Source organism: Glutamicibacter arilaitensis (assembly GCF_044793945.1).
Classification (GTDB): Bacteria; Actinomycetota; Actinomycetes; order Actinomycetales; family Micrococcaceae; genus Glutamicibacter; species Glutamicibacter arilaitensis_B.
The window spans coordinates 1,308,230-1,331,322 of the sequence record NZ_CP084994.1; the positions used below are offsets into that span (position 1 = coordinate 1,308,230).

Genomic DNA, 23,093 nt, shown 5'->3' on the forward strand with positions numbered 1-23,093 from the left:
TGGCGCAGGCTCGAGCTAGGAGATTAACTCCAAAGGATGATGCGTCTTGACTTGGCAGGTTGATATTCTCAACACATGAATAGCATGGCGCTCGAAATAAGAAACCTTGCCAAGCAATTTGGTGACAAGGTGGCGGTGAACAATGTCAGCCTCCAGGTACCCACTAAGTCCTTCTACGGACTGGTCGGACCCAATGGCGCAGGCAAAACGACGATGCTTTCAATGGCGACCGGATTGCTCCGCCCCGATCACGGCAGCGCTCTGGTCAATGGCGTGGACATGTGGGCGGAACCGCACAACGCCAAGCGAACCCTGGGCGTGCTGGCCGACGGGGTGCGCCAATTCGACCGGCTGACCGGCCGGCAGCTGGTGACCTATGCTGGCCTGCTACGCGGCATGGACCGCGAGGAAGTCACCACGCGCACCGAAGACCTGCTGCGCGTCATGGACCTGAGCGCGGACGGCGACAAGCTCGTCGTGGACTACTCCGCGGGCATGACCAAGAAGATTTCGCTGGCCACCGCGATGATCCACTCACCGAAGCTGCTGGTGCTCGACGAGCCCTTCGAAGCGGTGGACCCGGTTTCCGCGGCGAATATCCGAGACATCCTCAACGACTACGTCGCCTACGGCGGCACCGTGATTGTCTCCTCGCACGTGATGGACCTGGTCCAGCGCATGTGCTCGCATGTTGCGGTCATCGACGGCGGCGTCCTGAAGGCTTCGGGAACCGTGGATGAAGTGCGCGACGGCATGTCCTTGGAGGATCGCTTCGTCGATCTGGTTGGCGGCCGCGGCACGAATGAAGGGCTGTCATGGTTGCGAACATCCTAAGGCTGAAGCTGCGGCTGCTGGCCAACGGCTTCAAGCGCAGTCCGTGGCAGCTGGTGGGAGTGATCTTCGGCGGGCTTTACGCGCTGGGCATGGTGGTGATGCTTTCGCTGGCCGCCTGGTTTAGCGCCGACGCACTAGAAGTGCGCGGCTGGGTGAGCATCCTGATCGGCTCCGTGATTGTGCTCGGCTGGGCTGTGATTCCGCCGATGATCACCGGTGTGGACCTGACTCTGGAACCGCAGCGCTTCGTCCACTTCGGCATCGAGGCCAATGCCTTGGCCCGCGGGCTGATTCTCGCCGGGTTCATCTCGGTTCCGGCCTTTTTGACGATGCTCGCGGTGCTGGGCTTCTCCACGATCTGGCGGCTGGAACCGTTAGCGCTCATCGTGGGCGTGCTCTGCGCGCTGGGCACCTGGGTGATGGCGATTCTGCTCTGCCAGTACCTGACGATCATGGCCACGGCGCTGCGCTCCAAGCGGCGTTTCCGCGAGCTGTCATTCGGCTTGCTGTTCTTGCTGCTGATCGGCTTGGGCCCGATCATCACCACGATCGCCACTAACGCTGAGTCGATTTTCGACCTGCTGATTCCCGCCACCAAGGTGCTGGCGTTCACCCCGCTCGGGGCCTTTGCGGCCGTGCCGAATGACCTTGCCACCGGCCAGTTCGCTGCGTTGGGTCTGCATCTGGCGTTGGCGCTGGTCTACCTGGCCGGGCTGTATCTGTTGCTGACCCGAGCCACCTCCAAAGCCACCGTGACTCCACCGGCCGCACAGCGGGCATCGAGCGCAAAGGGACTGGGATTCTTCAAAATCACCCCGGCCACCCCCAGCGGTGCGGTAGCCGCTCGCGCGCTGACCTACTGGTTCAAGGACCCGCGCTACGCTTTGAGCGTGATCATGGTGCCGATGCTGCCGATCATCTTCTACTTTGCTGGCGGAACCACCGGCAGCTACACGATGATGCTGCTGTTGGGCCCGATGATCGGAATCCTGATGGGTTTCTCGATCTCCGCGGACGTGTCTTACGACAACACGGCCTTCGCGCTGCATGTGCTGACCGGGGTGTCGGGCAAAGCCGATCGGTTAGGGCGCGTGATGGCCTGCTTCGCGTTGGTGATCGTTCCGCTGATTTTGGCAGCCGTGCTTCCCGCTACGCTGACCGGCCAGCCATGGCGCATCCCCGGAGACCTGGGGTTATCGTTGGGTGCGTTCTTGATCGCGCTGGGTGTCTCCTCGATCGCATCGGCTCGCTACACCTACGCGGTGCCGCTGCCGGGGGATAACCCGATGAAAACTCCTCCGGGAAGCGGGGCCCGCGTGGCGCTGACTCAGCTGGCGACCTTCGGCATCATGGGTGTGCTGCTGATTCCTACGCTGGTACCTTATGTGTTCGGCTGGGTGACGCAATCGATGATGGCTGGATACATTGCCCTCGCAGTTGGACTGATCACCGGTTCCATCATGCTGTTCTTCGGGATCAGGATTGGCGGCAAGACCATGGACGCGCGTCAGCCAGAGCTGATGCAGGCGGTGCTGGTTAACCGTTAGGCAGTAGCACATGCAACGCCCGTATCTTTTGGACCGCAGAATTCTGGTTCGACTGATACGGGCGTTTTTGTGCCCAGGCGTTTGATTCGCGTGGGGCAGCTGGCGCAGCGGAGGGCTGCCTCGAAGCGTGGTCAGTCCCAGTAAGTATTACGTCGTGGCAACTGCAGCGGATCAATATGCTTCGGCAAAATCACGTGCGGCAACCCGTCGACCATCACGATCTTGATCCGCCCCGAATCAGCATCCATATGCGCACCACGGCAGAGGCCACCCAGATTGATCAACTTCGTTTCCCCGCCCAACCACCACGGATCAATATGGTGGAACTCGATCTTCTCCGGCGGCTCGGTGCATCCAGGCACAATACACCCCCGATCACGGGCCAGCACGGCGCGTTTAAGTTTCTCCGGGACCAGGCGTTGAGCTCGGCCGTAATCGAGCAGTTCGCTCTTCGAATTGAATACCGCCGGGATGATGTCCGCTTCGCATAAGAGCCGTCTCAAATCCCCGGGCGGCAAATGCACCCCGTGCGCGGTGCGGGCATCGCCGGCGGCGAGATCTTGCAAGTCCTCGAGCTTCAAATGGACGAGGATTTCGGGCCTGATCCGCTGGCTGCCCTCCCCGGTGCCTTTGGGGATCATGGTGAGGATGTCCAGCAGGGCGTTCAGTGCGCGTTCGGGGACGGTGGCCACGGTTTCTGGGGTTTCTGGTTCCCATTTCGCTTCGTTGCCCACTCCATCGGGTAGGAAGTCCGGGAACCCCGGCTCGGGTGTTGCAGTCTGTTCAGGTGCTTGCGCTTCGGTTTCTGGTTCGGCTGCGGGTTCGTGCTCGCTGTCCTGAGCTGCCGGGTGCAGAAGATGAACGTCGGCATTAGTGTCGTCGTTGACCTTTTCGCCTGTAACCGTCTGTTCTGCAATGCCAGCGGGTGTGGCGCTAGTGGACGAGGCAGGGCTGTCCTCTGGTGGCCGGTTGAGCCGAGCCTGCGCGCCGGCCCGTGTGCGCGGATTATTGGACTTGGCAATCAGCGAATCAAATACTTCACCTTCCACGGTGGAGACCCGGAGCAAGTATTCGCGGCTCAACGAGTTTTTCACCGGCAACGCAAAGAACCCACGCTGCAGCGAGGAGGCGGTTGCGGTCCCTTCGGTGGTGCTCACACTGGTGATCAGCTCGTGGACTTGTTTGTTGGTTTCAGACACGCTTTGTCCGGTGGAGAGCAGCGTGGCTGCATGTTCTTCGACCGGGCGCCCGTCGGCATGGAACAGGGTCGGTTCGGTGGCCGCCCCGTCAAAGGTCAGGTCTTTCGGTTCGCGTCGCGCGAGTTTCTGGCTGGTCTCCCGCACCACACCCGGATGAAGCGCCGGGTCCGGGGTGGTGAACAAGGTGGCCAGATGGGTGAAGCGCGGTGGGACTTGGTTGCCTGCCATGTCGCGTCGGCCAATGAGGTCGCTCGCGTCGTTGATGAGCTTGTTCGCTTCCGCGAAGGGGATGCGTATCCAGGAGGAGAGCAGCGCTGCGGGGGTTTGGAAGCTGGCTTTGCCCGGGCAGCGGATCGCCTCGCGGGTGGTGTCCGGTGGCGTGCTGCGCAAGGCGTCGAGTTCAGATTCATCCAGGGTGTGGGCGTTGGTGGCGGCCAGCCGGTCTGCGGCGGTGACGCGTATCCGGGCTGCTTCGTCTTCGAGCCTCTGACCGGTGGTGGCTAGTTCCAGCGCGAGGCGAGGGTCGGTGGTGGTGGAAAGGTGTTTGCGCAGGAAAATGAACAGGGCTGCGCCGGCGTTGGCGAGGGTGCGCAGGGTTTCGCCGCTGAGGTTTTCCGGCTCACCGGTAGCCGCGGTCAGCTCGGCGAGCGTCGCATGCAATTCGGTGAGGTCATCCTCATGGGCGGTGGTGTTCATGAGTCGAGTATGCGCGCGGTTGCGCGGATGCCACCGGGGGTGGTGCCGAGTGTGGATAAGTCGGACACTCCCGACAGGATCGAATATTTCCCAGGTGGCGATCAGGCGCGGGGCAGGGATCGGCGGCGGCAGGTAGGGATGGGTAAAGGTGCTGGTAATGCCGATAATTCTTGGGGTCCGGAAGTCCTGGTGGGGCCGTCAAGGGGCGGCGCGTGTGGACAAGCTCCCACTCTTTCAGGTGCCTGGAGCGTCGATTGCGTACTAGACTTGAAGCCATGGTGGAACAGTCTGAAGAAACCCGTGGCGGAACATCAACGATCGAGCGCACTGACACGAATCAAAGTGTCGAAGCTGGCGATCATGAGCGCTTTGCGCACTATGTGCAGAAGGAAAAGATCATGGAGTCGGCGTTGTCCGGCGAGCCGGTGATCGCGCTCTGCGGCAAGGTGTGGACGCCGGGCCGTGACCCGAAGAAGTTCCCGGTCTGCCCCGAATGCAAGGAAATCTACGAATCCATGATGGGCTAAGTAGCGGGAGAACCAGCAGGCAAGTTCGGGAAAAGGTAAATGACCGAGACACTTTTTGATTTTGGTGACAAGCTTCCGCTGGAAGACAAGCTCCCTCCGGCGTACCCGGAACGGGCGGCCTGGGGGACCGGGCCGAAGCTTCGTGCCTGGCAGGCCGAGGCGCTGGCAAAATACTTTGAATCCAATCCACGGGACTATATGGCCGTGGCTACCCCCGGCGCGGGTAAAACTACCTTCGCGCTGCGCCTGGCGAAGGTGCTGATCGATTCGGGCAAGATCAACCGGATGATCGTCGTCGCGCCCACGGACCACCTGAAGAAGCAGTGGGCCGATGCCGCGGCGCGTGTTGGCCTCGCGCTGGATCCGAACTACAAGAACTCCGATGGCCGGCACGGCTCGCACTATGTGGGCGTCGTGGTGACCTATGCGCAGGTTGCACAGAAACCGGCCGTGCACCGGGCGAAAACCGAAGGCGCACGCACCCTGGTCATCATGGACGAGGTGCACCACGCAGGGGACGCGCTTTCCTGGGGCGACGGCATCCGCGAGGCCTTCGAGCCGGCCACCCGCCGCCTCGCGCTGACCGGTACGCCGTTCCGCTCGGACGCGGCGCCGATTCCCTTCGTGCAGTATGTGGACGAGGGTGACGGAATCCGCCGGTCGAAGGCTGACTACACCTACGGCTACGGCCAGGCGCTGGCGGACCATGTGGTGCGTCCAGTGCTGTTCATGGCTTACTCCGGGGCGATGCGCTGGCGCACCGCGGCCGGTGAGGAGATGGAAGCCGAGCTCGGCGCCGGATTCACCAAGGATGTCACCGCCCATGCCTGGCGTACCGCGTTGGACCCGCACGGGGACTGGATTCCTTCGGTGCTGCGTGCGGCGGATCGACGGCTTTCAGAGGTGCGGCGCACGGTGAAGGATGCCGGGGCCCTGGTGATCGCCACCGACCACGAGGACGCGCGCGGCTATGCCACCCAGCTGGAGGCGATCAGCGGGGAGAAGGTCACCACGATCCTCTCCGATGACCCGAAAGCCTCGCAGAAGATCGACGAGTTCGCCGCCTCCGATGCGCGCTGGATGGTGGCGGTGCGCATGGTGTCCGAGGGCGTGGACGTGCCCCGGCTGTGCGTGGGCGTCTACGCGACGAGTACCTCGACCCCGCTGTTCTTCGCGCAGGCCGTCGGGCGCTTTGTGCGCAGCCGCAAGCGCGGCGAGGTCGCCAGCGTGTTCCTGCCCTCGGTGCCGGTGCTGATGGCGCTGGCCAATGAGATGGAGGTCGAACGCGACCACGCGCTGGACCGCGAGGGGGACAAGGTCGAAGACGGCCTGGACGACGCGTTCCTCGACGAGGCGAACCGCGAAGAGAAGGCCAGCGACGAGCTGAACAAGGCCAAATTCGAGGCGTTGAACTCCCAAGCCTCATTTGACCGGGTGCTCTTCGACGGCGGCGAATTCGGCACCGGCGCGGAGCTGGGCAGCGATGAGGAGCTCGGCTTCCTCGGGATCCCCGGTCTGCTGGATACCGAGCAGGTCTCCGCGCTGCTGCGCGAGCAGCAGAATAAGCAGATCTCACGCGGGGCCACGAAGCCCGAACCGGTCAGCGATCATCGGCGGATGATGGATCTGCGTTCGAAGCTGTCCAAGAACGTTTCGGCCTGGGCCTCGCGCACCGGCCTGCCCCATGGCCAGGTGCACAATAAGCTGCGCAGCGTGTGCGGCGGTCCGGCGGTGCCCCAGGCTACCGCGGACCAGCTGCAGGCGCGCATCGACAAGCTGCAGGACTGGTTCGTCGGGCGCAAGTAATCCGCGCGGCACCAGACACCGGGTGAAACTGGTGCGATACTACCGCTATGACCAGGAGCAATTTTTCTGCCGCGGCCCGGGTGCAGCGACGCGATCGCGCCCGGGCCGCGGCCTGCTATCTGGCAATATTCCTAGGGCTGCTCAGCCTCTTTGAGCCGCTGCTGTACCCGGTGACCTCACTGATTTCTTCCTGGTTGCGGGGCTCGGTGACGCTGTTTCCCGAATTCTTGACGCAGATCTCGCGCATTTACGCGGTGTTCGGAGCGTTTGGGCTATTTGTCGTCGCCCGGTATCTGCGCGGCGGAAACCGGGTGGCGTGGGCCGGTTCGCTGCTGTTGCTGCTGGGCAACGCGGTGCTGCACCTGTCCAAGCCCAGCGACTGGCCGGTGCTGGTGCTCAGCCTGGCCGCGGGAATCTGGCTGGGAGCCAAACATCGGGCGTTCCCGGTGTGGCCGGGCAGATTCTTGACCCGGCGGGTAGCGCTGATCAGCGCCGGTGTGCTGGGTGTGGCGACGCTGCTCGCTCTTGGGCTGCTGGTGCGCCTGATGGAACGCAGGGGCCAGGGTTTCACCGCCGCGCTGCGCGAGGTGTTCGGGACGGTGGGCGGGGAGCTGGCCGAGCGCGGCACCCCGCCGCGCTGGGAAGTGGTCGTGGCACTGTTGCTTTGCCTGGTCGGGATGCTGCTCTGGTTTGTGTATTCGGCGAACCGTACCCGGCCCGCCGGAACCCGCGAACAGCTCGCCGAGCGCGAACGAGCCCGGAAGGTGGTGCTGGCCCACGGGGGCGGCACTCTGGACTACTTCGCCTTGCGCGATGACAAGCAATACTTTTTCTTAGCCGACTCGGTGATCGCCTACGCGGTGCGCGGCGCGGTCTGTCTAGTCTCCCCAGACCCGATCGGACCCGAGGCGCAGCGCGAAGAAATTTGGGCCGAGTTCATGCTGCTTGCCGAACGCCGCGGGCTCTCGGTCAGCGTGCTCGGTGCGGCAGCCAGCTGGCTGCCGATCTATGAACGCTCCGGATTGCGCCCGATCTACCTGGGCGATGAGGCGATCGTCGACACCCAGCGGTTCACATTTCAGGGCAAGAGGTCTAAATCCTTGCGGCAGGGACATGCGCGCCTGGCGCGTGCCGGGTACACGGTGGCGCACCTGAGCCCGCGGGAGATTTCGGCCCCACTGCGTGAACGGCTGACCGAATTATCCACGCAGAGCCGGCGCGGTGAGGCAGAGCGCGGGTTTTCGATGACGCTCTCGCGCTTATTCGACCCGGCCGATGAAGAGCTGATGCTGTCCATTGCCTTGGATGCGCAAGGCCTGGCTCAAGCATTTATCCAGTGGGTCCCGGCTCCCGCGGTCAATGGCTGGTCACTGGATGTGATGCGCCGGAGCACCGCGGAAAATGTCCCTGGTGGGCTCAGCGACTTTGTCATCCTGGAAACCATTTTTAAGCTTCGCTCCGAGACAGGCGGTGGATTGGGGCTGAACTTTGCGGTGCTGCGCGAAGCGATCGCCGGGGGACCGGAGGCCTCGCGGTTTGAAAGGCTGGTGGCACGCCAAGCCTCCAAACATGCCCGGATGACCTCGTTGGGGAAGTTCAACGCCAAATACGATCCGACCTGGCAACCGCGCTACGCCGCGGTGGGCACCGTGGATCGCTGGCTGACCCAGGGGTTGGCGATGGTCCAGGCTGAGGGCTACGCGGATTTGCCCGGTCTCTCATCGCGCTCGAAACTCCCGAGGTCACGTGATGCTACCCGGAATGCTGGGGGCGGTGCCGGTGAGTAGGTGTTGCGGCAGCGCGGTGTGCGGCGGGATCGACGGAGTTCTCCGTGCTACTGGATCTGATGGTGTGGCAATTTTTGACTAAGGCGGCGGATCAATGAAGCAGCAGATGGCAGACCGAACAAAGCTGTACCGTATAGCGTTACGCGTCGGGGCATTGCTCTATTCAGGAGGAATGGCCAGCGAGGCGTTGCTGGGCTGGAGACTGGATCCGCGGATCACCCTGCTCTCCGAATTGGCAGCGCGGGACCGCGAGCATCGCAGGGTTTTCCAGATCCTCGACTTGGGGGCCGGGAGTCTGTTTATTACCGCAGGTATGATGCAGCGACGCGGCGGAGGGAAGTGGCTAGGAATCTGGCTGGCGACATTTGGCGCGGCCACGATCGGAGACTCACTCAGCCCGTTGGATTATCCGATCTCCCATGAACATCTGCGCCCGCGGAAGCAGGGAAAACACTGGACGCCGAGCGGCAGCCATTCGGCGCACTATGTGACAACGACCGTTGCAGGGGTGGCTGCCGCGGGGATCTGCCTGGAGCATTGGCGGTTGCAACGCGCCGCTGCGGACTCCGGCGGTACGGTGGGCCGGGTGGTGCGCGTCTCTGCCGGACCCACGGTGGGCTTGCTGCTGCTGAGCGAAACGCTCACCCTGGTGCTGCCCAAACTGCTTCCGGGAGTGGTGCAGCGGGTGCAAACCCTTGCATTTTCAGCGCTCTGCCTGGATTTGGCCGCCGAGGATGCGGCGCAGCCACCGGAGTGAAAACGTGGGTTTAGGGCACGGGGCTGAGCGGTTCCAAGCCCAGGGTGAGCACGATGGCGCCGGCCTCGCGCATTTCAGCGTAGACCGCTGGCAAGTTCTGCGGGCTCACCGCGGCGGTCAGCGGCGCCAGCACGGTGGTAGCGAACCCCTCGCGGGCTGCATCGAGCGCGGTGGCGCGCACGCAGTGATCGGTGGCGATGCCCACGATGTCCACCGTGGTGATCTCCCGCTCGTGCAACCAGTGCGCCAGCAACGCGCCGGACTCGTCCTCGGGCGCCGCGCCAGGATCCAGGACCCGCGCCTCGAATCCGGAGTAGGCGGCGGCGAAGCGGCCCTTGGCGAAGTGCGCGTCGACTTGCAGCGCGGCGATGCTCGGGTGCAGATCCGCCCCTGCAGTTCCGGCCACGCAGTGCACCGGCCAGGAGTCGGCGAAATCCGGGCTGTCCGAGAAATGCGCTCCCGGATCGATATGCCAATCCTGGGTGGTGATGATCGCGGCGTAGGACTCGCGGCGGGCCATCACATCCTCCGCGATCGCGGCGGCGACTGCGTTGCCGCCAGCCACAGCCAGCGGACCGCCCTCGCAGAAATCAGGCTGGACATCAACAACGAGCAGGGCTCGACTCATATTTCGCTCCTAGTCATTGCGAGTGAGTAGGGTTTTATCCATAATACTGCTTCGGTGCTCAGTCCTCGCGGATGATCGTGGGGATCACCGGCTCGCCGCGCTGGAGTTTACGCGCCACGCCGGGCATTTCCTGGATCGAAGCATGGTGGCGCGCCCGGGCCTTTTCCACTCCGGCCGCGCCGATGTAGGACTCGTCGATCTGGCCGCCGGTCACGAAGGGCACCGAAAGCTGGCGCTCGGGTCCGCCGGTGGTGTACGCGTCGAGCGCGACGATTTCAGCGGTGGCGCGGTTGCGGTCGTTGAGCTGGCGGACCGCATGCTTGCGCCCGCCCACGCTGGCCTTGTTCGCCGAGGCCTTGGCCACCGGAATCCAACTGCCGGCCGAATCCTGGCGGGCGACGAGCTTGTAGACCATCGAGGCGGTCGGGTGCCCGGAACCGGTGACCAGGGCGGTGCCCACTCCGTAGGAATCCACCGGCGCGCTGCCCAGGGCAGCGATCGCGTATTCATCCAGATCCGAGGTGACGGTGATCTTGGTGTTCCAGTTGCCCAGATCGTCCAGCAGCTCGCGTACCCAGCCGGCCTGCTGGACCAAGTCGCCGGAGTCCAAGCGCACCCCGCCGAGCTCCGAGCCGGCCACCTTGACCGCGGTGCGCACCCCGGCTTCCACATCGTAGGTGTCCACCAGCAGCGTGGTGTCCTTGCCCAGGGACTGGATCTGCGCGGTGAAGGCCTGCTCTTCGGTGTCGTGCAGCAGGGTGAAGGAGTGCGCGGAGGTGCCCACGGTCTTGATGCCGTAGCGTGCGCCGGCCTCCAGATTGGAGGTCGAATCGAAGCCGGCGATGATCGCGGCGCGGGCCGCGGCCACCGCCGATTCCTCGTGGGTGCGCCGGGAGCCCATCTCGATGCACGGACGGGTGCCGGCCGAGGCGATCATGCGCGAGGCGGCCGAGGCGATGGCCGAATCGTGGTTCAGGATCGAGAGGATGTAGGTTTCGATCACGCAGGCCTCGGCGAAGGTGGATTGCACGGTGAGGATCGGGGAATGCGGGAAGTAGAGCTCGCCTTCGGCATAGCCGGTGATGTCGCCGGTGAACTTGAAGTTCTCCAAGTAGTTAAGCGTTTGCTTATTGACCACCTTGGTATCCGAGAGGAAGCGCAGCTGCGCTTCGTCGAAGTGGAAGTCTTTGAGGCCTTCGAGCAGGCGCCCGGTGCCGGCGACCACGCCATAGCGCCGTCCCTCGGGCAGCCGGCGCGCGAAGGCTTCGAAAACCGAGGGGCGGTGAGCGGCGCCGGAGGCGAGGGCCGCCTGCAGCATGGTCAGCTCGTAGTGATCGGTGAAAAGGCTGGTGAGCATGTGGTGCTCCTGATCGAAAAGTGGATGGACCGGCCTTTACTGTATAACGCCTCACGCTTGCGGTGATATTCACAACGCACCGCGTCTCTTGGCAAGATGAGGCGTAAAATGGCAATTATGACCGCTATGCCCGATGTAATGACGAACCCCGAGACTCTCAAGGCGCAGGATAAGGCCTGGCGTCTGATCGTGTGGAACGACCCGGTGAACCTGATGAGCTATGTCTCCTACGTGTTCCAGTCGTATTTTGGTTTCACTCGTGAACGCGCCGAACAGCTGATGCTGCAGGTGCACAACGATGGGTTCTGCGTGGTGCGCAGCGGATCCCGGGAGGCGATCGAGTCCGACGTGCATGCGATGCACGGCTTCGGATTGCAGGCAACCATGACCCAGGAGGCCTAAGCTACGTGGCAAAGGCCTTCAAAAGCGGCGCGCGCGGAATCACCGGTTCGCTGCACGCCTCGGAACGAAAACTGCTGCGCGAACTCTTCGGCGACGTCATCTCAGTGCTCGAAGAACGCTCGGCGGTGCACGAGTTGCCGGAGGATATCGATCCGCTCTACGCGCTGACCGGGATGCGCCCGAAGAGCGCAGATCTTCCCGAGCCATCCGATGCGGCGGTCAAGCGGCTGCTTCCGGATGCCAGCGAGGACAAGGCGGTTGCGGCCGAATTCCGCCGGCTGACCGAAGCGGATCTGATCGCCGAAAAGATTTCTTTATTACGCGAGGCCCAGCTCTTGCTGGAGACCGAGAAGCTGGTGCTCCAGGTTCCGGCCGCCCAACGTTTCGCGCGGGCGCTGAACGACGTGCGCCTGGTACTCGCCGAACGCCTGGACATCCGCGACGAGGCGGATTCCGAGCGCATCGCCCAGCTGGTTGATGCGGCGGCCGTGCAGTCGCCCCAAGAGTATCTGGGGTTGGTGTACAACTTGGTCTCCTGGGTGCAGGACACCTTGATGCAGGCACTGATGAATGCGGAGCGCTAAGCAATGAACTCCTACTTCGCCAGTTCTCCGGTCAGCGCGCCCAATGCCAATACGCCGATCGGGATCTTCGACTCCGGGGTTGGCGGACTGACCGTGGCTCGGGCCATCATCGACCAGTTGCCGGGCGAATCGCTGATCTATGTGGGGGATACCGCGAACTCACCCTACGGCCCGCTGCCCATCGCCCAGGTGCGGGCCAATGCGCTGGGGGTGATGGATGAGCTGGTTGACTCGGGGGTGAAGCTGCTGGTGATCGCCTGCAACTCGGCTTCTTCGGCGGTGCTGCGAGATGCCCGTGAACGCTACACCGCGCGCTACGGAATCCCGGTGGTCGAGGTGATCCAGCCGGCGGTGCGCCGTGCGGTCTCGGCGACGAAGAACGGGAAGATCGGGCTGATCGGCACCCAGGCGACGGTGGGATCGCGCGCCTATGAGGATGCTTTTGCCGCCGCTCCGTCACTGAAGGTGCATGCGGTGGCTTGCCCGCGGTTTGTCGAATTCGTGGAGTCCGGGATTACCGCCGGTGCCGAGCTGCTGGCGCAGGCCGAGGAGTACCTGGCGCCGCTGAAGGCCGCCGAGGTGGACACGCTGATCCTCGGGTGCACTCACTATCCGCTGCTCACCGGCGTGATTTCCTACGTCATGGGTGACTCGGTCACCCTGGTCTCCAGCGCCGAGGAGACCGCGAAGGACGCGTTCCGGGCTCTGACGACCCATGAATTGGTGCGCGCGGACCAGATGGCGGCGCGTCACGAATTCCTTGCCACCGGGAACGCTGATAGTTTTGGGGTATTGGCTCGCCGGTTCCTCGGACCAGAAGTATTGCAGGTGCGCCATGTGGACCATGTGGCCGCCCACTATCCCACCGGTGCGATCACCAGGCTAACCCCGGAACTGATTGCCGCGGCGAAAGCGAGTAAGCAATGAAGCTGACCATTATCGGTTGCACCGGGTCGTTCCCGGGCCCGAGCTCTCCGGCGTCCTGCTACCTGGTCACGGCCTTTGACGGCACTCGCGACTGGAAGATCCTGCTCGATCTTGGCTCCGGGGCGCTAGGCGTTCTGCAGCGCTATACCGACATCAAAGACCTCGATGGGATCATGATTTCCCATCTCCACCCGGATCACTGCATGGACCTGTGCGGCATGCACGTGGCCATCCGCTGGGATCCAAATGGCTGGAACCGCGAAAGAATGCTGGTGCATGGGCCGGCGGATACCGCTAATCGGATCGAGACCGCCTACGGTCTGCCTGAGGGTGACACCATGCACAAGGATTACGACTTCCGCGCGTGGACCGCACTCAAGCCGGTGAATATCGGCCCGTTCACCATCACCCCCTACCCGGTGCGCCACCCCATCGACGAGTCCTACGCCTTGCGCGTGGAGGCCCGCGAACCGGGCCCCGACGGGGATCTGCTGACCAGTGTGCTGACCTACTCGGGGGATACCGACACCTGCCAGGGGCTGGTGGATGCGGCCCAGGATTCGGATATATTCCTCTGTGAAGCTGCCTTCGAAGAGGGCCGCGACGACTCGATCGACGGTGTGCACCTGACCGGCAAGCGCGCCGGGCAGATGGCTACCGAGGCGGGCGCCGAGCGGCTGCTGCTGACCCACATTCCGGTGTGGACCGATATCAATAAGGTCGTCGATGAGGCCAAGGAAACCTATGACCGCGGGATCGCCGTGGCAATTTCCGGAGTGACCTACGGCGTCTACTCGGGAACCTTGAAAGAGGAGAAGCACCCGACGCTCTTCAAGGGCGACCGCGGAACCGACTACCTCAAATCCCGCACCGGCTCGCTGCCCAAGATCAACTACGAGAAGGTCCGCAAGTTCCCGTTGCTCAAACGCAAGAAGTAGCAGCCAGGGCCCGGTTGCATCCTAATATCCTGGCGCCGCGGATCAGCTATGGTTTCCGCTAGCTAGCCGGTGATTCCGCTCACCGAACGCTAGCGAGCGGAATCGCCGCGTGCTAGTTTTGAAAGTAACCCCGCAGCTGTTTCGCGGGACAAATTATTATTCACCATGGACGCGAACCCGCAAGGACTTCCTATGGACTACTTCTAAGGAGTACCTCGTGTCCTCGGTTCTTCGACGTATCATCTACGTCCTTTCCTATGAGCTCTTCGCCATTGTGCTTACCTCGGTGGCCTTGATCCTGTTGGGATTCGGTGGCGGACATTCCGGTATAGTCGCCGTGACTTCTTCGGCTGTGGCCCTGATCTGGAACTACATCTGGACCTCCCTGTTCGACGCGTGGGAAAAGCGCCAAGAATCCCAGGTGCGCACCGTGGGGCGTCGGGTTGTCCACGCGCTTGGCTTCGAGGGCGGTCTGGTGCTCATTCTTGTGCCGATCCTCGCCTGGATCCTCTCGGTCACGCTATTGGAAGCGTTGATTCTGGAGGCCGGGTTGTTGGTGTTCTTCCTGATCTACACCTTCGTCTTCGCTTGGCTATTTGACCGGGTTTTACCGGCCAAAAAATCCACACCTGCCGAAGTCGAAGAGTCGGCGAAATAGCACCGCCCACCAGCGAAACCGAGTTGGCTTCCTGTTGGACTAAACACCCTGGCTTCCGGCGCTGTCACAGACCCGGAAGCCGGGGTGTTTTCGTTAGGATGGAAGCATGACTTTACGTGCCGACGGCCGCAGCGCCGCGCAACTTCGCGACATCACCATCACCCGTGGATGGTCCACCCAGGCCGAAGGCTCGGCTCTGATCGAATTCGGAAACACCCGCGTGCTGTGCACCGCTTCCTTCACTCAGGGTGTGCCGCGCTGGCTCAAGGGCGAGGGCACTGGCTGGGTTACCGCAGAATACGCAATGCTTCCACGCGCCACCAACACCCGTAACTCCCGCGAAGCGGTCAAGGGCAAGCTATCTGGGCGCACCCACGAGATTTCCCGGCTGATCGGCCGCTCGCTGCGCGCGGTGGTCGACACCAAACAGCTGGGCGAAAACACCATCGTGCTCGACTGCGATGTCTTGCAGGCAGATGGCGGAACCCGCACCGCCGCGATCACCGGTGCCTATGTGGCGCTGGCCGAAGCTCTGGAATGGGCCCGGGGCGAGGGAATCCTCAAGGCCAACGCGAAGGTGCTTTCCGACTCGGTCGCCGCGATCTCCGTGGGCATCATCGACGGCACCCCGATGCTGGACCTGCCTTATGAGGAAGACGTTCGCGCGGAGACCGACATGAACGTTGTGGTCACCGGTTCCGGCGACTTCGTTGAGGTGCAGGGCACCGCCGAAGGCGCACCATTTAATCGTACAGAGCTCGACTCACTGCTGGACCTCGCGCTGATCGGAACCACCGAGCTTGCCCAGATCCAGACCGAAACCCTGCGTAACGCCAAATGAGCGAGGCAATACTTGTCCTAGCCTCGCGGAACCAAGGCAAGCTGCGTGAACTTCGCGAGCTGCTGCGCGGCCAGGTGCCTGGCCTGGATGTTGACACCCAGGTGATCGACGCGGCCACCGCCGGCGCCCCGGACCCGGTCGAAGACCAAGTCACCTTCGAAGGCAATGCGCTGAAGAAGGCAATGGAGATCAGTGCCGCTACCGGGCTGATCGCGCTGGCTGACGATTCGGGCTTGAGCGTAGATGTCCTAGGCGGCGCGCCCGGGATCTTCTCTGCTCGCTGGTCAGGAGTGCACGGTGACGATGAGGCGAATATCGACCTGTTGCTTGGGCAGCTCGGCGATATCGCAGAGGAGCACCGCGGGGCTGCCTTTGTATGCGCCGCGGCGCTCGCTACTCCGAGCGGTGCGCAGCATGTGGAACTCGGCAAGCTTGCGGGCCGGTTGCGCCGCGAGCGTGCCGGCGAGCATGGCTTCGGTTACGATCCGGTCTTCCAGCCCAAGGATTCCGATCGTTCGTTAGCGCAATTCTCGGCGGATGAAAAGAACATGATCTCGCACCGAGCGCAGGCGTTCAAGCAGCTGCTGCCAGCGATTGTCACCGAGGTCAGCAAGGCATTAGACGCCAAGTAACCGCTTACGTGGCTTAGCTCAGCTAGCCATCCAGTTTCTGGTCAACCGGCCGGTTTTTCGTATTTTTCCGACTCAGGAAATGCGGGGAACCGGCCGGTTTTTTCGTACCCGGAAGAAGACAGATATTGCAGAAATCCATTCTAGGTTCTATGGTTAGTTACATGAGTAATGAACCAACCAACTAAGTTGGTGATTCGGTTCCAATAACGAGGGGAAGTGCATGGCGTGATCGATGATTCGAAACCGATTTTCATGCAAATCGCCGAGCTGATTGAAAATGATATTTTCTCGGGCGTGCTTGCCGAAGAGGCCCAAGTGCCGTCGACAAACGAATTCGCCGCCTTTTACCGGATCAATCCGGCAACTGCGGCCAAAGGAATCAATAAGCTCGTCGAAGAAGGGCTGTTGTACAAGAAGCGGGGGATCGGAATGTTCGTAGCACAGGGCGCGCCGGAACGGCTGAGGCAAAAGCGTCGACAGAAGTTTCATGATCTGTATGTCCAGCCGCTGGCAACCGAAGCGGGGAAACTCGGCATCGGCGTCGAGGAGCTGATGGACATGATTAAATCCGCACACCCACTGGATCCGAGTCACGGAGGTATGAGCGATGTCTAAGACAATGGCAGTTTCGGCGCACCATCTGACCAAGACGTACAAAGATGTCAAGGCGCTGGATGACGTCACCCTACAGCTGGAATCCAACAAGATCTACGGTCTGCTGGGCCGCAACGGCGCCGGCAAGACGACGCTGATGTCGATCCTCACCGGCCAAGGGTTCCCCGGCAGTGGTGAGATCAAGATCTTCGGCCACGCGCCCTTTGAGCATGACGCAACACTCTCCCGCATCTGTTTTATTCGCGAATCGCAGAAGTACCCCGATGAGTTCAATGCCCGTCAGGCTTTCAAGGCGGCATCTCTCTTCTTCGAGAATTGGGATGAAGAGTTGGCCCAAGAGCTGATTTCCGAGTTCAATCTGCCGATGAAGCGCAAGATCAAGAAGCTATCCCGCGGTCAGCTTTCAGCCGTTGGTGTTGTTATCGGTCTGGCTTCACGAGCTGAGATTACCTTCTTTGACGAGCCATATTTGGGCCTGGACGCGGTGGCTCGGCAGATCTTCTATGACCGACTGGTTGAAGATTTCTCGCTCTATCCACGCACGATCGTGCTCTCCAGCCACCTGATCGACGAGGTCGCCAATCTACTTGAACACGTGATCATCATTGATGGTGGTCGCATTGTGATGGACAGCGATGCGGAGTCGCTACAGGGCGCAGCGGTGACGGTCAGCGGTAATGCAAGCACGGTGCACGAGTTTATCCAGGGCTACCCGGTCATTCACCGAGATGCTTTGGGAACGCTGGCAAGCATCAGTATCCGAGCGCGGCTCACCGAGGCGCAGAAATCCGAAGCACGAGAGCTGGGGCTCGATCTAAGCCCAGTTTCATTACAGCAACTGGTCGTACGGACCGCCATGGGGCAGTCAGTTCAGAGCGCAACGCCCGAGGGTGATGAGGAGGCAAGGCAATGGAGCGTGTAATAAAGGTAGTTCGCATGCAGCTGATCAACAAATGGGTTTTTGTTGGCCTCCCGCTGTTGATTCTTGCCTGCTCTTTCTTTTTCTCGCTGGCGATCTTCTGGATTGTCCGCGAAGCCGGAGCTGAGGGAGCAGTTTATGGTGGCGGAGCTCAGGCGCCTATGTGGTACTTTTTGGCCTTAGGCATCCAGGCGCTGACCTTAACCTTCCCGTTCTCCCAAGCCATGAGCGTCTCACGGCGCAGTTTCTACCTCGGAACGGTCCTCTTATTTTCGGCCTGCGCGCTGGCGCTATCGGTCTTCTACTACCTGATGGGTCTTGTGGAAAAGGCTACCGGTGGCTGGTGGTTGGATTCCCGGTTCTTCGCCTTGGAGTGGATCGCGGATAACAACGCAGCGGTTCAGATCGGTTTCTATTTCGTGCTGATGGTATTGCTGTTCATGATTGGATTCTTGATCGCCACGATCTACATGCGCTGGAAAACGACCGGCATGGTGGTCTTCTTCATTGGACTAGGAGTTGTCCTCCTCGGCGTTGCTGCGCTGATGACCTTCAGTGATTTTTGGGATAATTTCTGGAGTTGGGCAATCACCTGGACTGCGGCAGGGGTGACCCTGTGGGGTGGCGTCGTAGCGGTGGCTATGGCTGGAGGCTCATATCTGACTTTGCGCAAAGCAACTGTGGCCTAGTCACTAGATAAACGGCCTGATACCCGGGGAGCGCACGAAACGCTTCCTGGGTATTCTGCTGCCCGGTGACGCGATGCAGCATGAGCCCTAGCCCATTGACTTCGCTCCGTCGATGGACTCTCGGATGATGTCGGCGTGACCTGCATGCTGCGAAGTCTCGGAACCGATGTGAAGCAATGACCAGCGCACGCTACGGCTCGCACCCGGTTCGTTCCATGGAGCCGGCGGCAGCTCGAAACGCCGGTCTAGGTCTTCAACGGTAGCCACCACCTCGTCGGTGCGTGCTGCGCATTCATCATAGGCAGCGATGATTTCTTCCAGGGTTTGATCTGCGCCCATTTCAAACTGGGCCTGCCGAATCGCGTACTCCTGCGCACCCCACTGCGCAAAATGCTTCCCATTGACCGACTGCGCCGCCATGCCTTCGGTGACAAAGCGCGCCCAAGAATCCTCAACGACGGTGACGTGCTTGATGAGTCCGCCTAGGCAAAGCGCGCTACTCGTGGGGCGAAGCCTGGCCTGTTCATCGCTAAGGTCGCGGGTCGTATATTTCAAGAAGAACCGGGCCTCGGCGAGCAGATCCAAGATGTCTTGGCGTTCGGGGGATATCGAAACCATGGTGCTCCTCGACTGACTCAACGTCTGGATGGAAAGTGCTGTGCCCAAGGATACGATGCGCCGGTGGCGGGAGGAAGCCTCCTAATCAGCTGGGCCGTACCCAAGAGCTCGGTACTCTTCGACCCATTCTTGAGTTATTGCAGGTCATCTCAAAGTAATTAAGAAGCGCGAGGAGACGCTGAAGGGCATGAAATAGGAAGAACCCATTTTGCTTTCGTGGTCAATGATGTCGAAAAGAAGAGCAGTCCAAAGGCGGTAAATGATGATGGCTTAGCCTGCCCGAATATCCAAGGCCGTGTCAGTCCATAGGGGCTGTTTGACCGAGAATGGCAATGCCTACCTGTTCCTCTGGTGTTGTCAGTCTTGCTACTCTACTTACATTGTCGTCGAGCTTAACGGATCCGAATTCCATCTCGGCTTCCGCATGGAGAATCTGGAGAGTGGCCATGAACGTCCTGCCGACCGGAGCGCGCACCCCCGACGGGGCCTTGGAGTTGCGCAGGGAATTCACAGTGTGTGCCGCTGAGCTTTGGACCTACCTAGCTGCTTCGGATCGAACTGCTCTGTGGTTCGGCCGTTGGGAGGGTGATCCTGGCAGTGGGGAAGTGGAAGTGCTCCTGAGCGCCGAGGAAGGTACGCCCCGCGAGAAAGTTGAGATTCTGAGCTGCGACCGTGCGGCCTACCGTCTTGCCGTGCGCACAGGGGAAGGCGCCGATGTCTGGCAATTGGAATTGTCGATTGAGGAAGCAGAGAACGGCAGTCGGCTGGTGTTCAAGATGCCAGAACTCGACCCAAATATGGCCGGTTCGGTGGGGCCTGGATGGGAATACTACCTAGACCGACTGGTTGCCGCCGTTTCCGGTGCAAACGCCGATGACGTCCGTTTCGAGCCGGACTATTACCCAGCACTGAGCGGCTACTACGAGGCGCTCTTTCCCTCGCAGTCTGGATAGTAGTTGCTGGTGCGTATTCGGAGCTACTGGGTATCAGCGCTTCCAACGCGTCGTTCGGCGACACCTTCACGAGGTGCAAGCTAAAACGAAGAACCGTCTCGCCGAAGACGAGACTCGTGCCAGGCACCCAGACCTCAAAGCCGATTGCCAACCTGTTACGCAGATCAGCGTGAAGTCGTGGGCGGGTAACCTCGGAGCGGTATCGGCGGGGTCAGTTCCGCAAACCCTGGAATAAGACCTCAAGATTGCAGAGGAGATGAATCACGGTGCGCAGGTGGTCCGACGCCAAAACGGGCATGCATCTCCAGATAAATGCCGATACCTCAGCGCCATCTCATGTGAAGTGTCTTGCTCTGAACAGTTTAATATGCATTGGAAGAAAAGTTTATACATACAAGTCAAAGCTCTGTTTTCTGAGATCTTCAATGCTTGGTCATACGGATGAGCTGCAGGCAAACGATCCCATTGCGCAGACATGGATGACGTCGAACTAGTTAAAGGGAGTAAACTGGCATGCGTGTCATTGGACTTCACAGCGCTAGATTTTGAAACGGCAAACGGATTTATCGGCTCGGCCTGCTCGGTCGGCCTGGTTAAGGTCCGTTCTGGACGTATCGTCGAAACCGAACAGTGGCTGCTTCGGCCTCCGGAGGGTTTCGACCATTTCGACCCACGCAACGTCTCGATCCACCACATCACCGAAGATATGGTCACGCACGCTCCACGCATCGGCGAAAAGCTTGGTGACCTCCTTGAATTTGTCGGTTCCGATGTTCTCGTCGCTCACAACTCTGCATTCGATTCGGGTGTTATTCGAGCCGCTTCCGAAGCCAGTGAGCTTTCGGTTCCGCAAATCGCTCACCTTTGCACGGTCAAGCTATCGCGCAAAGCCTATGATCTGCCAAGCTACTCCCTGCCGTTCGTCGCCGACGAGGCAGGGCACCCAATCGAAAACCACCACGAAGCCCTAGCCGATGCCGAGGCTTGCGCGTGGGCAATGATTGACATTGCACACCGCAGCAATACGAGCACCGTCTTGCAGACCGCCGATCATTACAGTGTCGGACTAGGCTTGACTGCCGCGTGGAATCCAGGCGAAGAGTTCTCCCGAGCAACCCGTGACGCTCAGGGATGGATTGCCAGCGGACACTCGCTGCCGCCCCAAGACGCCTTCGGCTCATGGCCGCAGGAGGGCGATAATCCTGAACCGAATTCGAATGCCGATCCGACGCATCCGTTATTCGGACAGGTGATGGTCTTCACCGGTAACCTCGCTGTGCCCCGCCCCAAGGCAAAGCAATGGGCCGCCAACTACGGCGCGCAGACCGCCTCGCGGGTCACCCGGGCAACGACCGCGCTGGTTGTCGGAGATGGATTTGTGCCGCAGGACCTCTCCAACGGGCGGCTGACAAACAAAGCCAAGCACGTGCTGAAACTGCGTGACAAGGGACAACGCGTGGAGATCATCTCCGAGGGCGAATTCATGCAGCTGGTCGAAGGTTTCGGAATGGCTGTCCAGGGCTAACCACGGGCAACCGCAGTAAATTCTTCAGCCACTAACGATCACGGAGCAAATTTGAGCGATAAAAATCGCGTGTTAACCAGACTCTTGCGTTTCATCGGCGTGGGCGGTTTCTGCTTTGTGGTGACGTTGGTCGTCAATTACGGTCTGAAATTCACCGTGCTCGAACAGCACCCGACGACCGCTTTCATTATTGCTAACTGCGTTGCGACAATCGTTTCTTTCATCCTCACTCGGCAGTACACCTTTCAGCATCAAAACAGTGCCTTCCGCAAGCGCGTACAGGCAATCGGCTTCTTCTCAGTTTCGCTGATTGGCATCGGCATCAATTCGGCTCCACTGTACGTGTCACGTTGGATCTTGGGATTCCACTATCCGCAGGTTTCTTTCCTGAGCCAAGAAATCGCTGACTTCATTTCAGGGCCGATTATCGGCACGCTGCTGGCCATGATTTTCCGCTGGTGGGCGCTGCACAAATTCGTTTTCCCGGATTCTGAGAACAACGCCTCTACCGATGACGCGCAAGAATTGGTTTTGGTTTCCAAGGCCTAAGAGCCTTCGCGCAGCCCCATTGATCCACACGTCATGGGCGGCAATGAACAGAAAAGAGGCAGTCCGGAACCAAATAGTTGGTTTCGGACTGCCTCTTTGAACTCTTGCGTAATTAGACGAGCAAAGCCATCCAACGATCATGCAGCTCGGAAATGATGTCATCCAATGCGGAGGCAGGACGGTCGCCCACCGCATCGGAACCGTAAACGGCAGCTAGCAGGGCTACGGCGTACGCATCGGTTTCCGGGTCGCGTGAGCTGTTCTCGTCTTCTGCCGGTGCTTCTTCGGCCTCGATATCCGATTCTTCCTCGGTCTCAGCAGGCCCTTTGTTATCGAAGTATGCTTCGTAAGCATCGGTCGGGGACAAATGCACCGAATCTCGGATGATCGAAACAACCTGGCGCAAGGCGTCGGACGAAGGGCCTTCGAGTCCTTCGAGCATGCCTTCCCACTCGCTGGCCGATTCTTCGGAGCGTTCCATGGCTGAACGAATGATCTTCGCGGCAGCGATGGCTGTATTTGCCGCTTGGGTATCGTGTGTCAGGAATGCAGCCGAGCGGGCCACGGTTACCGTCGTATCTACGGGTACGCGGGCCAGCAGCGCTGCTATGGCAGCACGCGGAAGCACACCGGTGGAATCGGCATTGGGGCCAGTGGGTCGAACTCGCTGACCCATATCGGCGGAGTTTAGTCCGGCGATGTTCTGTGGATCGCCGGGCATGATGCCGTCGTGTATTTCAACCTTGGCGAACTCGGTATCGATCCACCGTTTCAGTGGTTCGGGAGCGCCGGTGGGGAAAGACCCGGTCAGTTGTGCGTAGCCGCGCAGCGAGGCAAGCCACATGCAGGCCGCTTCATCACTGCCCACACCGTCGTTGGCCCATTCGAGGGCTTCGAGCAGCCCGTCAGCCATATACAGCGGGAGTAATTCGGTGGCGCCGGGATCGATATCGTCGCGGGCGTGGGTTGCGCCGTCGGCTATGCCGAGCAGGATCGCGAACACCTTGTCTGAGTAGTTCTCTGGCAGGAGTGCAATTTCACCGGTTTCATTCACACAACACATTCTAGTGCTCATTCTGTCCGAGTAATTGCATAAGGTGGATTC

General features: G+C 61.0%; 23 protein-coding genes and 1 pseudogene. 19 read left to right on the plus strand and 5 right to left on the minus strand.

Going from position 1 to position 23,093, the window contains the following annotated elements:
* Window positions 1-75: 75 nt before the first annotated feature.
* Window positions 76-834, plus strand: coding sequence for an ABC transporter ATP-binding protein (locus tag LG294_RS06085; RefSeq protein ID WP_404290488.1), 759 nt, complete (start codon window positions 76-78; stop codon window positions 832-834).
* The gene (locus LG294_RS06090; protein WP_404290490.1) at window positions 816-2,381 is read left to right on the plus strand and encodes a transporter; all 1,566 of its coding nucleotides are present in this window, start codon (window positions 816-818) and stop codon (window positions 2,379-2,381) included. Before LG294_RS06085 ends, LG294_RS06090 begins: the two co-directional genes overlap by 19 nt.
* A gap of 131 nt (window positions 2,382-2,512) precedes the next feature.
* On the opposite strand, the gene LG294_RS06095 is transcribed toward LG294_RS06090, so the two are convergent.
* On the minus strand, window positions 2,513-4,276 hold the full coding sequence (locus LG294_RS06095; protein ID WP_404290492.1) for a DUF222 domain-containing protein: 1,764 nt from the start codon (window positions 4,274-4,276) through the stop codon (window positions 2,513-2,515).
* Window positions 4,277-4,551: 275 nt separating this feature from the next.
* Between LG294_RS06095 and LG294_RS06100 the strand changes: the two genes are divergently transcribed.
* The 4 genes from LG294_RS06100 to LG294_RS06115 all read left to right on the plus strand — a co-directional run bounded on the left by LG294_RS06100 (window position 4,552) and on the right by LG294_RS06115 (window position 9,153).
* Entirely contained in the window at window positions 4,552-4,803 is a 252-nt protein-coding gene (locus LG294_RS06100; protein WP_096283864.1) for a DUF3039 domain-containing protein, read from the plus strand.
* Between the two features lie 39 nt (window positions 4,804-4,842).
* Window positions 4,843-6,609: a DEAD/DEAH box helicase gene (locus LG294_RS06105; protein ID WP_404290494.1), complete on the plus strand. Its 1,767-nt coding sequence runs from the start codon at window positions 4,843-4,845 to the stop codon at window positions 6,607-6,609.
* Window positions 6,610-6,656: 47 nt separating this feature from the next.
* Window positions 6,657-8,396, plus strand: coding sequence for a bifunctional lysylphosphatidylglycerol flippase/synthetase MprF (locus LG294_RS06110; RefSeq protein WP_404290496.1), 1,740 nt, complete (start codon window positions 6,657-6,659; stop codon window positions 8,394-8,396).
* Window positions 8,397-8,490: 94 nt separating this feature from the next.
* The gene (locus tag LG294_RS06115) at window positions 8,491-9,153 is read left to right on the plus strand and encodes a DUF998 domain-containing protein (protein ID WP_404290498.1); all 663 of its coding nucleotides are present in this window, start codon (window positions 8,491-8,493) and stop codon (window positions 9,151-9,153) included.
* 10 nt (window positions 9,154-9,163) lie between these two features.
* On the opposite strand, the gene LG294_RS06120 is transcribed toward LG294_RS06115, so the two are convergent.
* Window positions 9,164-9,781 carry an isochorismatase family protein gene (locus LG294_RS06120; RefSeq protein ID WP_404290500.1) on the minus strand — a complete coding sequence of 206 codons (618 nt, stop codon included), beginning with the start codon at window positions 9,779-9,781 and terminating at the stop codon, window positions 9,164-9,166.
* Window positions 9,782-9,839: 58 nt separating this feature from the next.
* Window positions 9,840-11,138 (minus strand): nicotinate phosphoribosyltransferase, encoded by a 1,299-nt coding sequence (locus LG294_RS06125; protein WP_404290502.1) that lies wholly within the window; start codon window positions 11,136-11,138, stop codon window positions 9,840-9,842.
* A gap of 117 nt (window positions 11,139-11,255) precedes the next feature.
* Here LG294_RS06125 and clpS point away from each other — a divergent pair, with 117 nt between their 5' ends.
* The 10 genes and pseudogenes from clpS to LG294_RS06175 all read left to right on the plus strand — a co-directional run bounded on the left by clpS (window position 11,256) and on the right by LG294_RS06175 (window position 18,343).
* A complete protein-coding gene (gene clpS, locus LG294_RS06130; RefSeq protein ID WP_404290504.1) occupies window positions 11,256-11,540 on the plus strand; it encodes an ATP-dependent Clp protease adapter ClpS in 285 nt (94 codons plus the stop codon).
* 5 nt (window positions 11,541-11,545) lie between these two features.
* A complete protein-coding gene (locus LG294_RS06135; RefSeq protein WP_404290506.1) occupies window positions 11,546-12,124 on the plus strand; it encodes a DUF2017 domain-containing protein in 579 nt (192 codons plus the stop codon).
* A 3-nt stretch (window positions 12,125-12,127) separates the two neighbouring features.
* A complete protein-coding gene (gene murI / locus LG294_RS06140; RefSeq protein ID WP_404290508.1) occupies window positions 12,128-13,051 on the plus strand; it encodes a glutamate racemase in 924 nt (307 codons plus the stop codon).
* A pseudogene (locus LG294_RS06145) lies at window positions 13,048-13,842 on the plus strand (MBL fold metallo-hydrolase); the annotation flags it as partial. The gene murI and the pseudogene LG294_RS06145, both read left to right, overlap by 4 nt.
* Before the next feature lie 364 nt (window positions 13,843-14,206).
* Window positions 14,207-14,647, plus strand: coding sequence for a PACE efflux transporter (locus LG294_RS06150; protein ID WP_404290510.1), 441 nt, complete (start codon window positions 14,207-14,209; stop codon window positions 14,645-14,647).
* A 106-nt stretch (window positions 14,648-14,753) separates the two neighbouring features.
* Window positions 14,754-15,488 carry a ribonuclease PH gene (gene rph / locus LG294_RS06155; RefSeq protein ID WP_404290512.1) on the plus strand — a complete coding sequence of 245 codons (735 nt, stop codon included), beginning with the start codon at window positions 14,754-14,756 and terminating at the stop codon, window positions 15,486-15,488.
* The gene (gene rdgB, locus LG294_RS06160) at window positions 15,485-16,120 is read left to right on the plus strand and encodes an RdgB/HAM1 family non-canonical purine NTP pyrophosphatase (protein ID WP_404290514.1); all 636 of its coding nucleotides are present in this window, start codon (window positions 15,485-15,487) and stop codon (window positions 16,118-16,120) included. The genes rph and rdgB overlap by 4 nt, the downstream gene beginning before the upstream one ends.
* A gap of 225 nt (window positions 16,121-16,345) precedes the next feature.
* On the plus strand, window positions 16,346-16,735 hold the full coding sequence (locus LG294_RS06165) for a GntR family transcriptional regulator (protein ID WP_404290516.1): 390 nt from the start codon (window positions 16,346-16,348) through the stop codon (window positions 16,733-16,735).
* Window positions 16,728-17,657 (plus strand): ABC transporter ATP-binding protein, encoded by a 930-nt coding sequence (locus LG294_RS06170; protein WP_404290518.1) that lies wholly within the window; start codon window positions 16,728-16,730, stop codon window positions 17,655-17,657. Before LG294_RS06165 ends, LG294_RS06170 begins: the two co-directional genes overlap by 8 nt.
* Window positions 17,645-18,343: a hypothetical protein gene (locus LG294_RS06175; protein ID WP_404290520.1), complete on the plus strand. Its 699-nt coding sequence runs from the start codon at window positions 17,645-17,647 to the stop codon at window positions 18,341-18,343. Before LG294_RS06170 ends, LG294_RS06175 begins: the two co-directional genes overlap by 13 nt.
* An 87-nt stretch (window positions 18,344-18,430) precedes the next feature.
* Here LG294_RS06175 and LG294_RS06180 read toward each other — a convergent pair whose 3' ends face one another.
* Entirely contained in the window at window positions 18,431-18,961 is a 531-nt protein-coding gene (locus LG294_RS06180; RefSeq protein ID WP_404290522.1) for a DinB family protein, read from the minus strand.
* Between the two features lie 440 nt (window positions 18,962-19,401).
* On the opposite strand from LG294_RS06180, the gene LG294_RS06185 reads away from it, so the two are divergent.
* The 3 genes from LG294_RS06185 to LG294_RS06195 all read left to right on the plus strand — a co-directional run bounded on the left by LG294_RS06185 (window position 19,402) and on the right by LG294_RS06195 (window position 21,988).
* Window positions 19,402-19,914, plus strand: a complete 513-nt coding sequence (locus tag LG294_RS06185; protein WP_404290524.1) for a polyketide cyclase — start codon at window positions 19,402-19,404, stop codon at window positions 19,912-19,914.
* 517 nt (window positions 19,915-20,431) lie between these two features.
* The gene (locus LG294_RS06190; RefSeq protein WP_404290526.1) at window positions 20,432-21,439 is read left to right on the plus strand and encodes an exonuclease domain-containing protein; all 1,008 of its coding nucleotides are present in this window, start codon (window positions 20,432-20,434) and stop codon (window positions 21,437-21,439) included.
* A 51-nt stretch (window positions 21,440-21,490) separates the two neighbouring features.
* Window positions 21,491-21,988 (plus strand): GtrA family protein, encoded by a 498-nt coding sequence (locus tag LG294_RS06195; RefSeq protein WP_404290528.1) that lies wholly within the window; start codon window positions 21,491-21,493, stop codon window positions 21,986-21,988.
* A 112-nt stretch (window positions 21,989-22,100) separates the two neighbouring features.
* Here LG294_RS06195 and LG294_RS06200 read toward each other — a convergent pair whose 3' ends face one another.
* Window positions 22,101-23,042 carry an ADP-ribosylglycohydrolase family protein gene (locus tag LG294_RS06200; protein WP_404290530.1) on the minus strand — a complete coding sequence of 314 codons (942 nt, stop codon included), beginning with the start codon at window positions 23,040-23,042 and terminating at the stop codon, window positions 22,101-22,103.
* Window positions 23,043-23,093 lie beyond the last annotated feature (51 nt).

Coding starts and splice junctions, on each gene's coding strand:
- LG294_RS06085 (WP_404290488.1), top strand. CDS start 76: ATGAATAGCATGGCGCTCGAAATAAGAAACCTTGCCAAGCAATTTGGT.
- LG294_RS06090 (WP_404290490.1), top strand. CDS start 816: ATGGTTGCGAACATCCTAAGGCTGAAGCTGCGGCTGCTGGCCAACGGC.
- LG294_RS06095 (WP_404290492.1), bottom strand. CDS start 4,276: ATGAACACCACCGCCCATGAGGATGACCTCACCGAATTGCATGCGACG.
- LG294_RS06100 (WP_096283864.1), top strand. CDS start 4,552: ATGGTGGAACAGTCTGAAGAAACCCGTGGCGGAACATCAACGATCGAG.
- LG294_RS06105 (WP_404290494.1), top strand. CDS start 4,843: ATGACCGAGACACTTTTTGATTTTGGTGACAAGCTTCCGCTGGAAGAC.
- LG294_RS06110 (WP_404290496.1), top strand. CDS start 6,657: ATGACCAGGAGCAATTTTTCTGCCGCGGCCCGGGTGCAGCGACGCGAT.
- LG294_RS06115 (WP_404290498.1), top strand. CDS start 8,491: ATGAAGCAGCAGATGGCAGACCGAACAAAGCTGTACCGTATAGCGTTA.
- LG294_RS06120 (WP_404290500.1), bottom strand. CDS start 9,781: ATGAGTCGAGCCCTGCTCGTTGTTGATGTCCAGCCTGATTTCTGCGAG.
- LG294_RS06125 (WP_404290502.1), bottom strand. CDS start 11,138: ATGCTCACCAGCCTTTTCACCGATCACTACGAGCTGACCATGCTGCAG.
- clpS (WP_404290504.1), top strand. CDS start 11,256: ATGACCGCTATGCCCGATGTAATGACGAACCCCGAGACTCTCAAGGCG.
- murI (WP_404290508.1), top strand. CDS start 12,128: ATGAACTCCTACTTCGCCAGTTCTCCGGTCAGCGCGCCCAATGCCAAT.
- rph (WP_404290512.1), top strand. CDS start 14,754: ATGACTTTACGTGCCGACGGCCGCAGCGCCGCGCAACTTCGCGACATC.
- rdgB (WP_404290514.1), top strand. CDS start 15,485: ATGAGCGAGGCAATACTTGTCCTAGCCTCGCGGAACCAAGGCAAGCTG.
- LG294_RS06170 (WP_404290518.1), top strand. CDS start 16,728: ATGTCTAAGACAATGGCAGTTTCGGCGCACCATCTGACCAAGACGTAC.
- LG294_RS06175 (WP_404290520.1), top strand. CDS start 17,645: ATGGAGCGTGTAATAAAGGTAGTTCGCATGCAGCTGATCAACAAATGG.
- LG294_RS06180 (WP_404290522.1), bottom strand. CDS start 18,961: ATGGTTTCGATATCCCCCGAACGCCAAGACATCTTGGATCTGCTCGCC.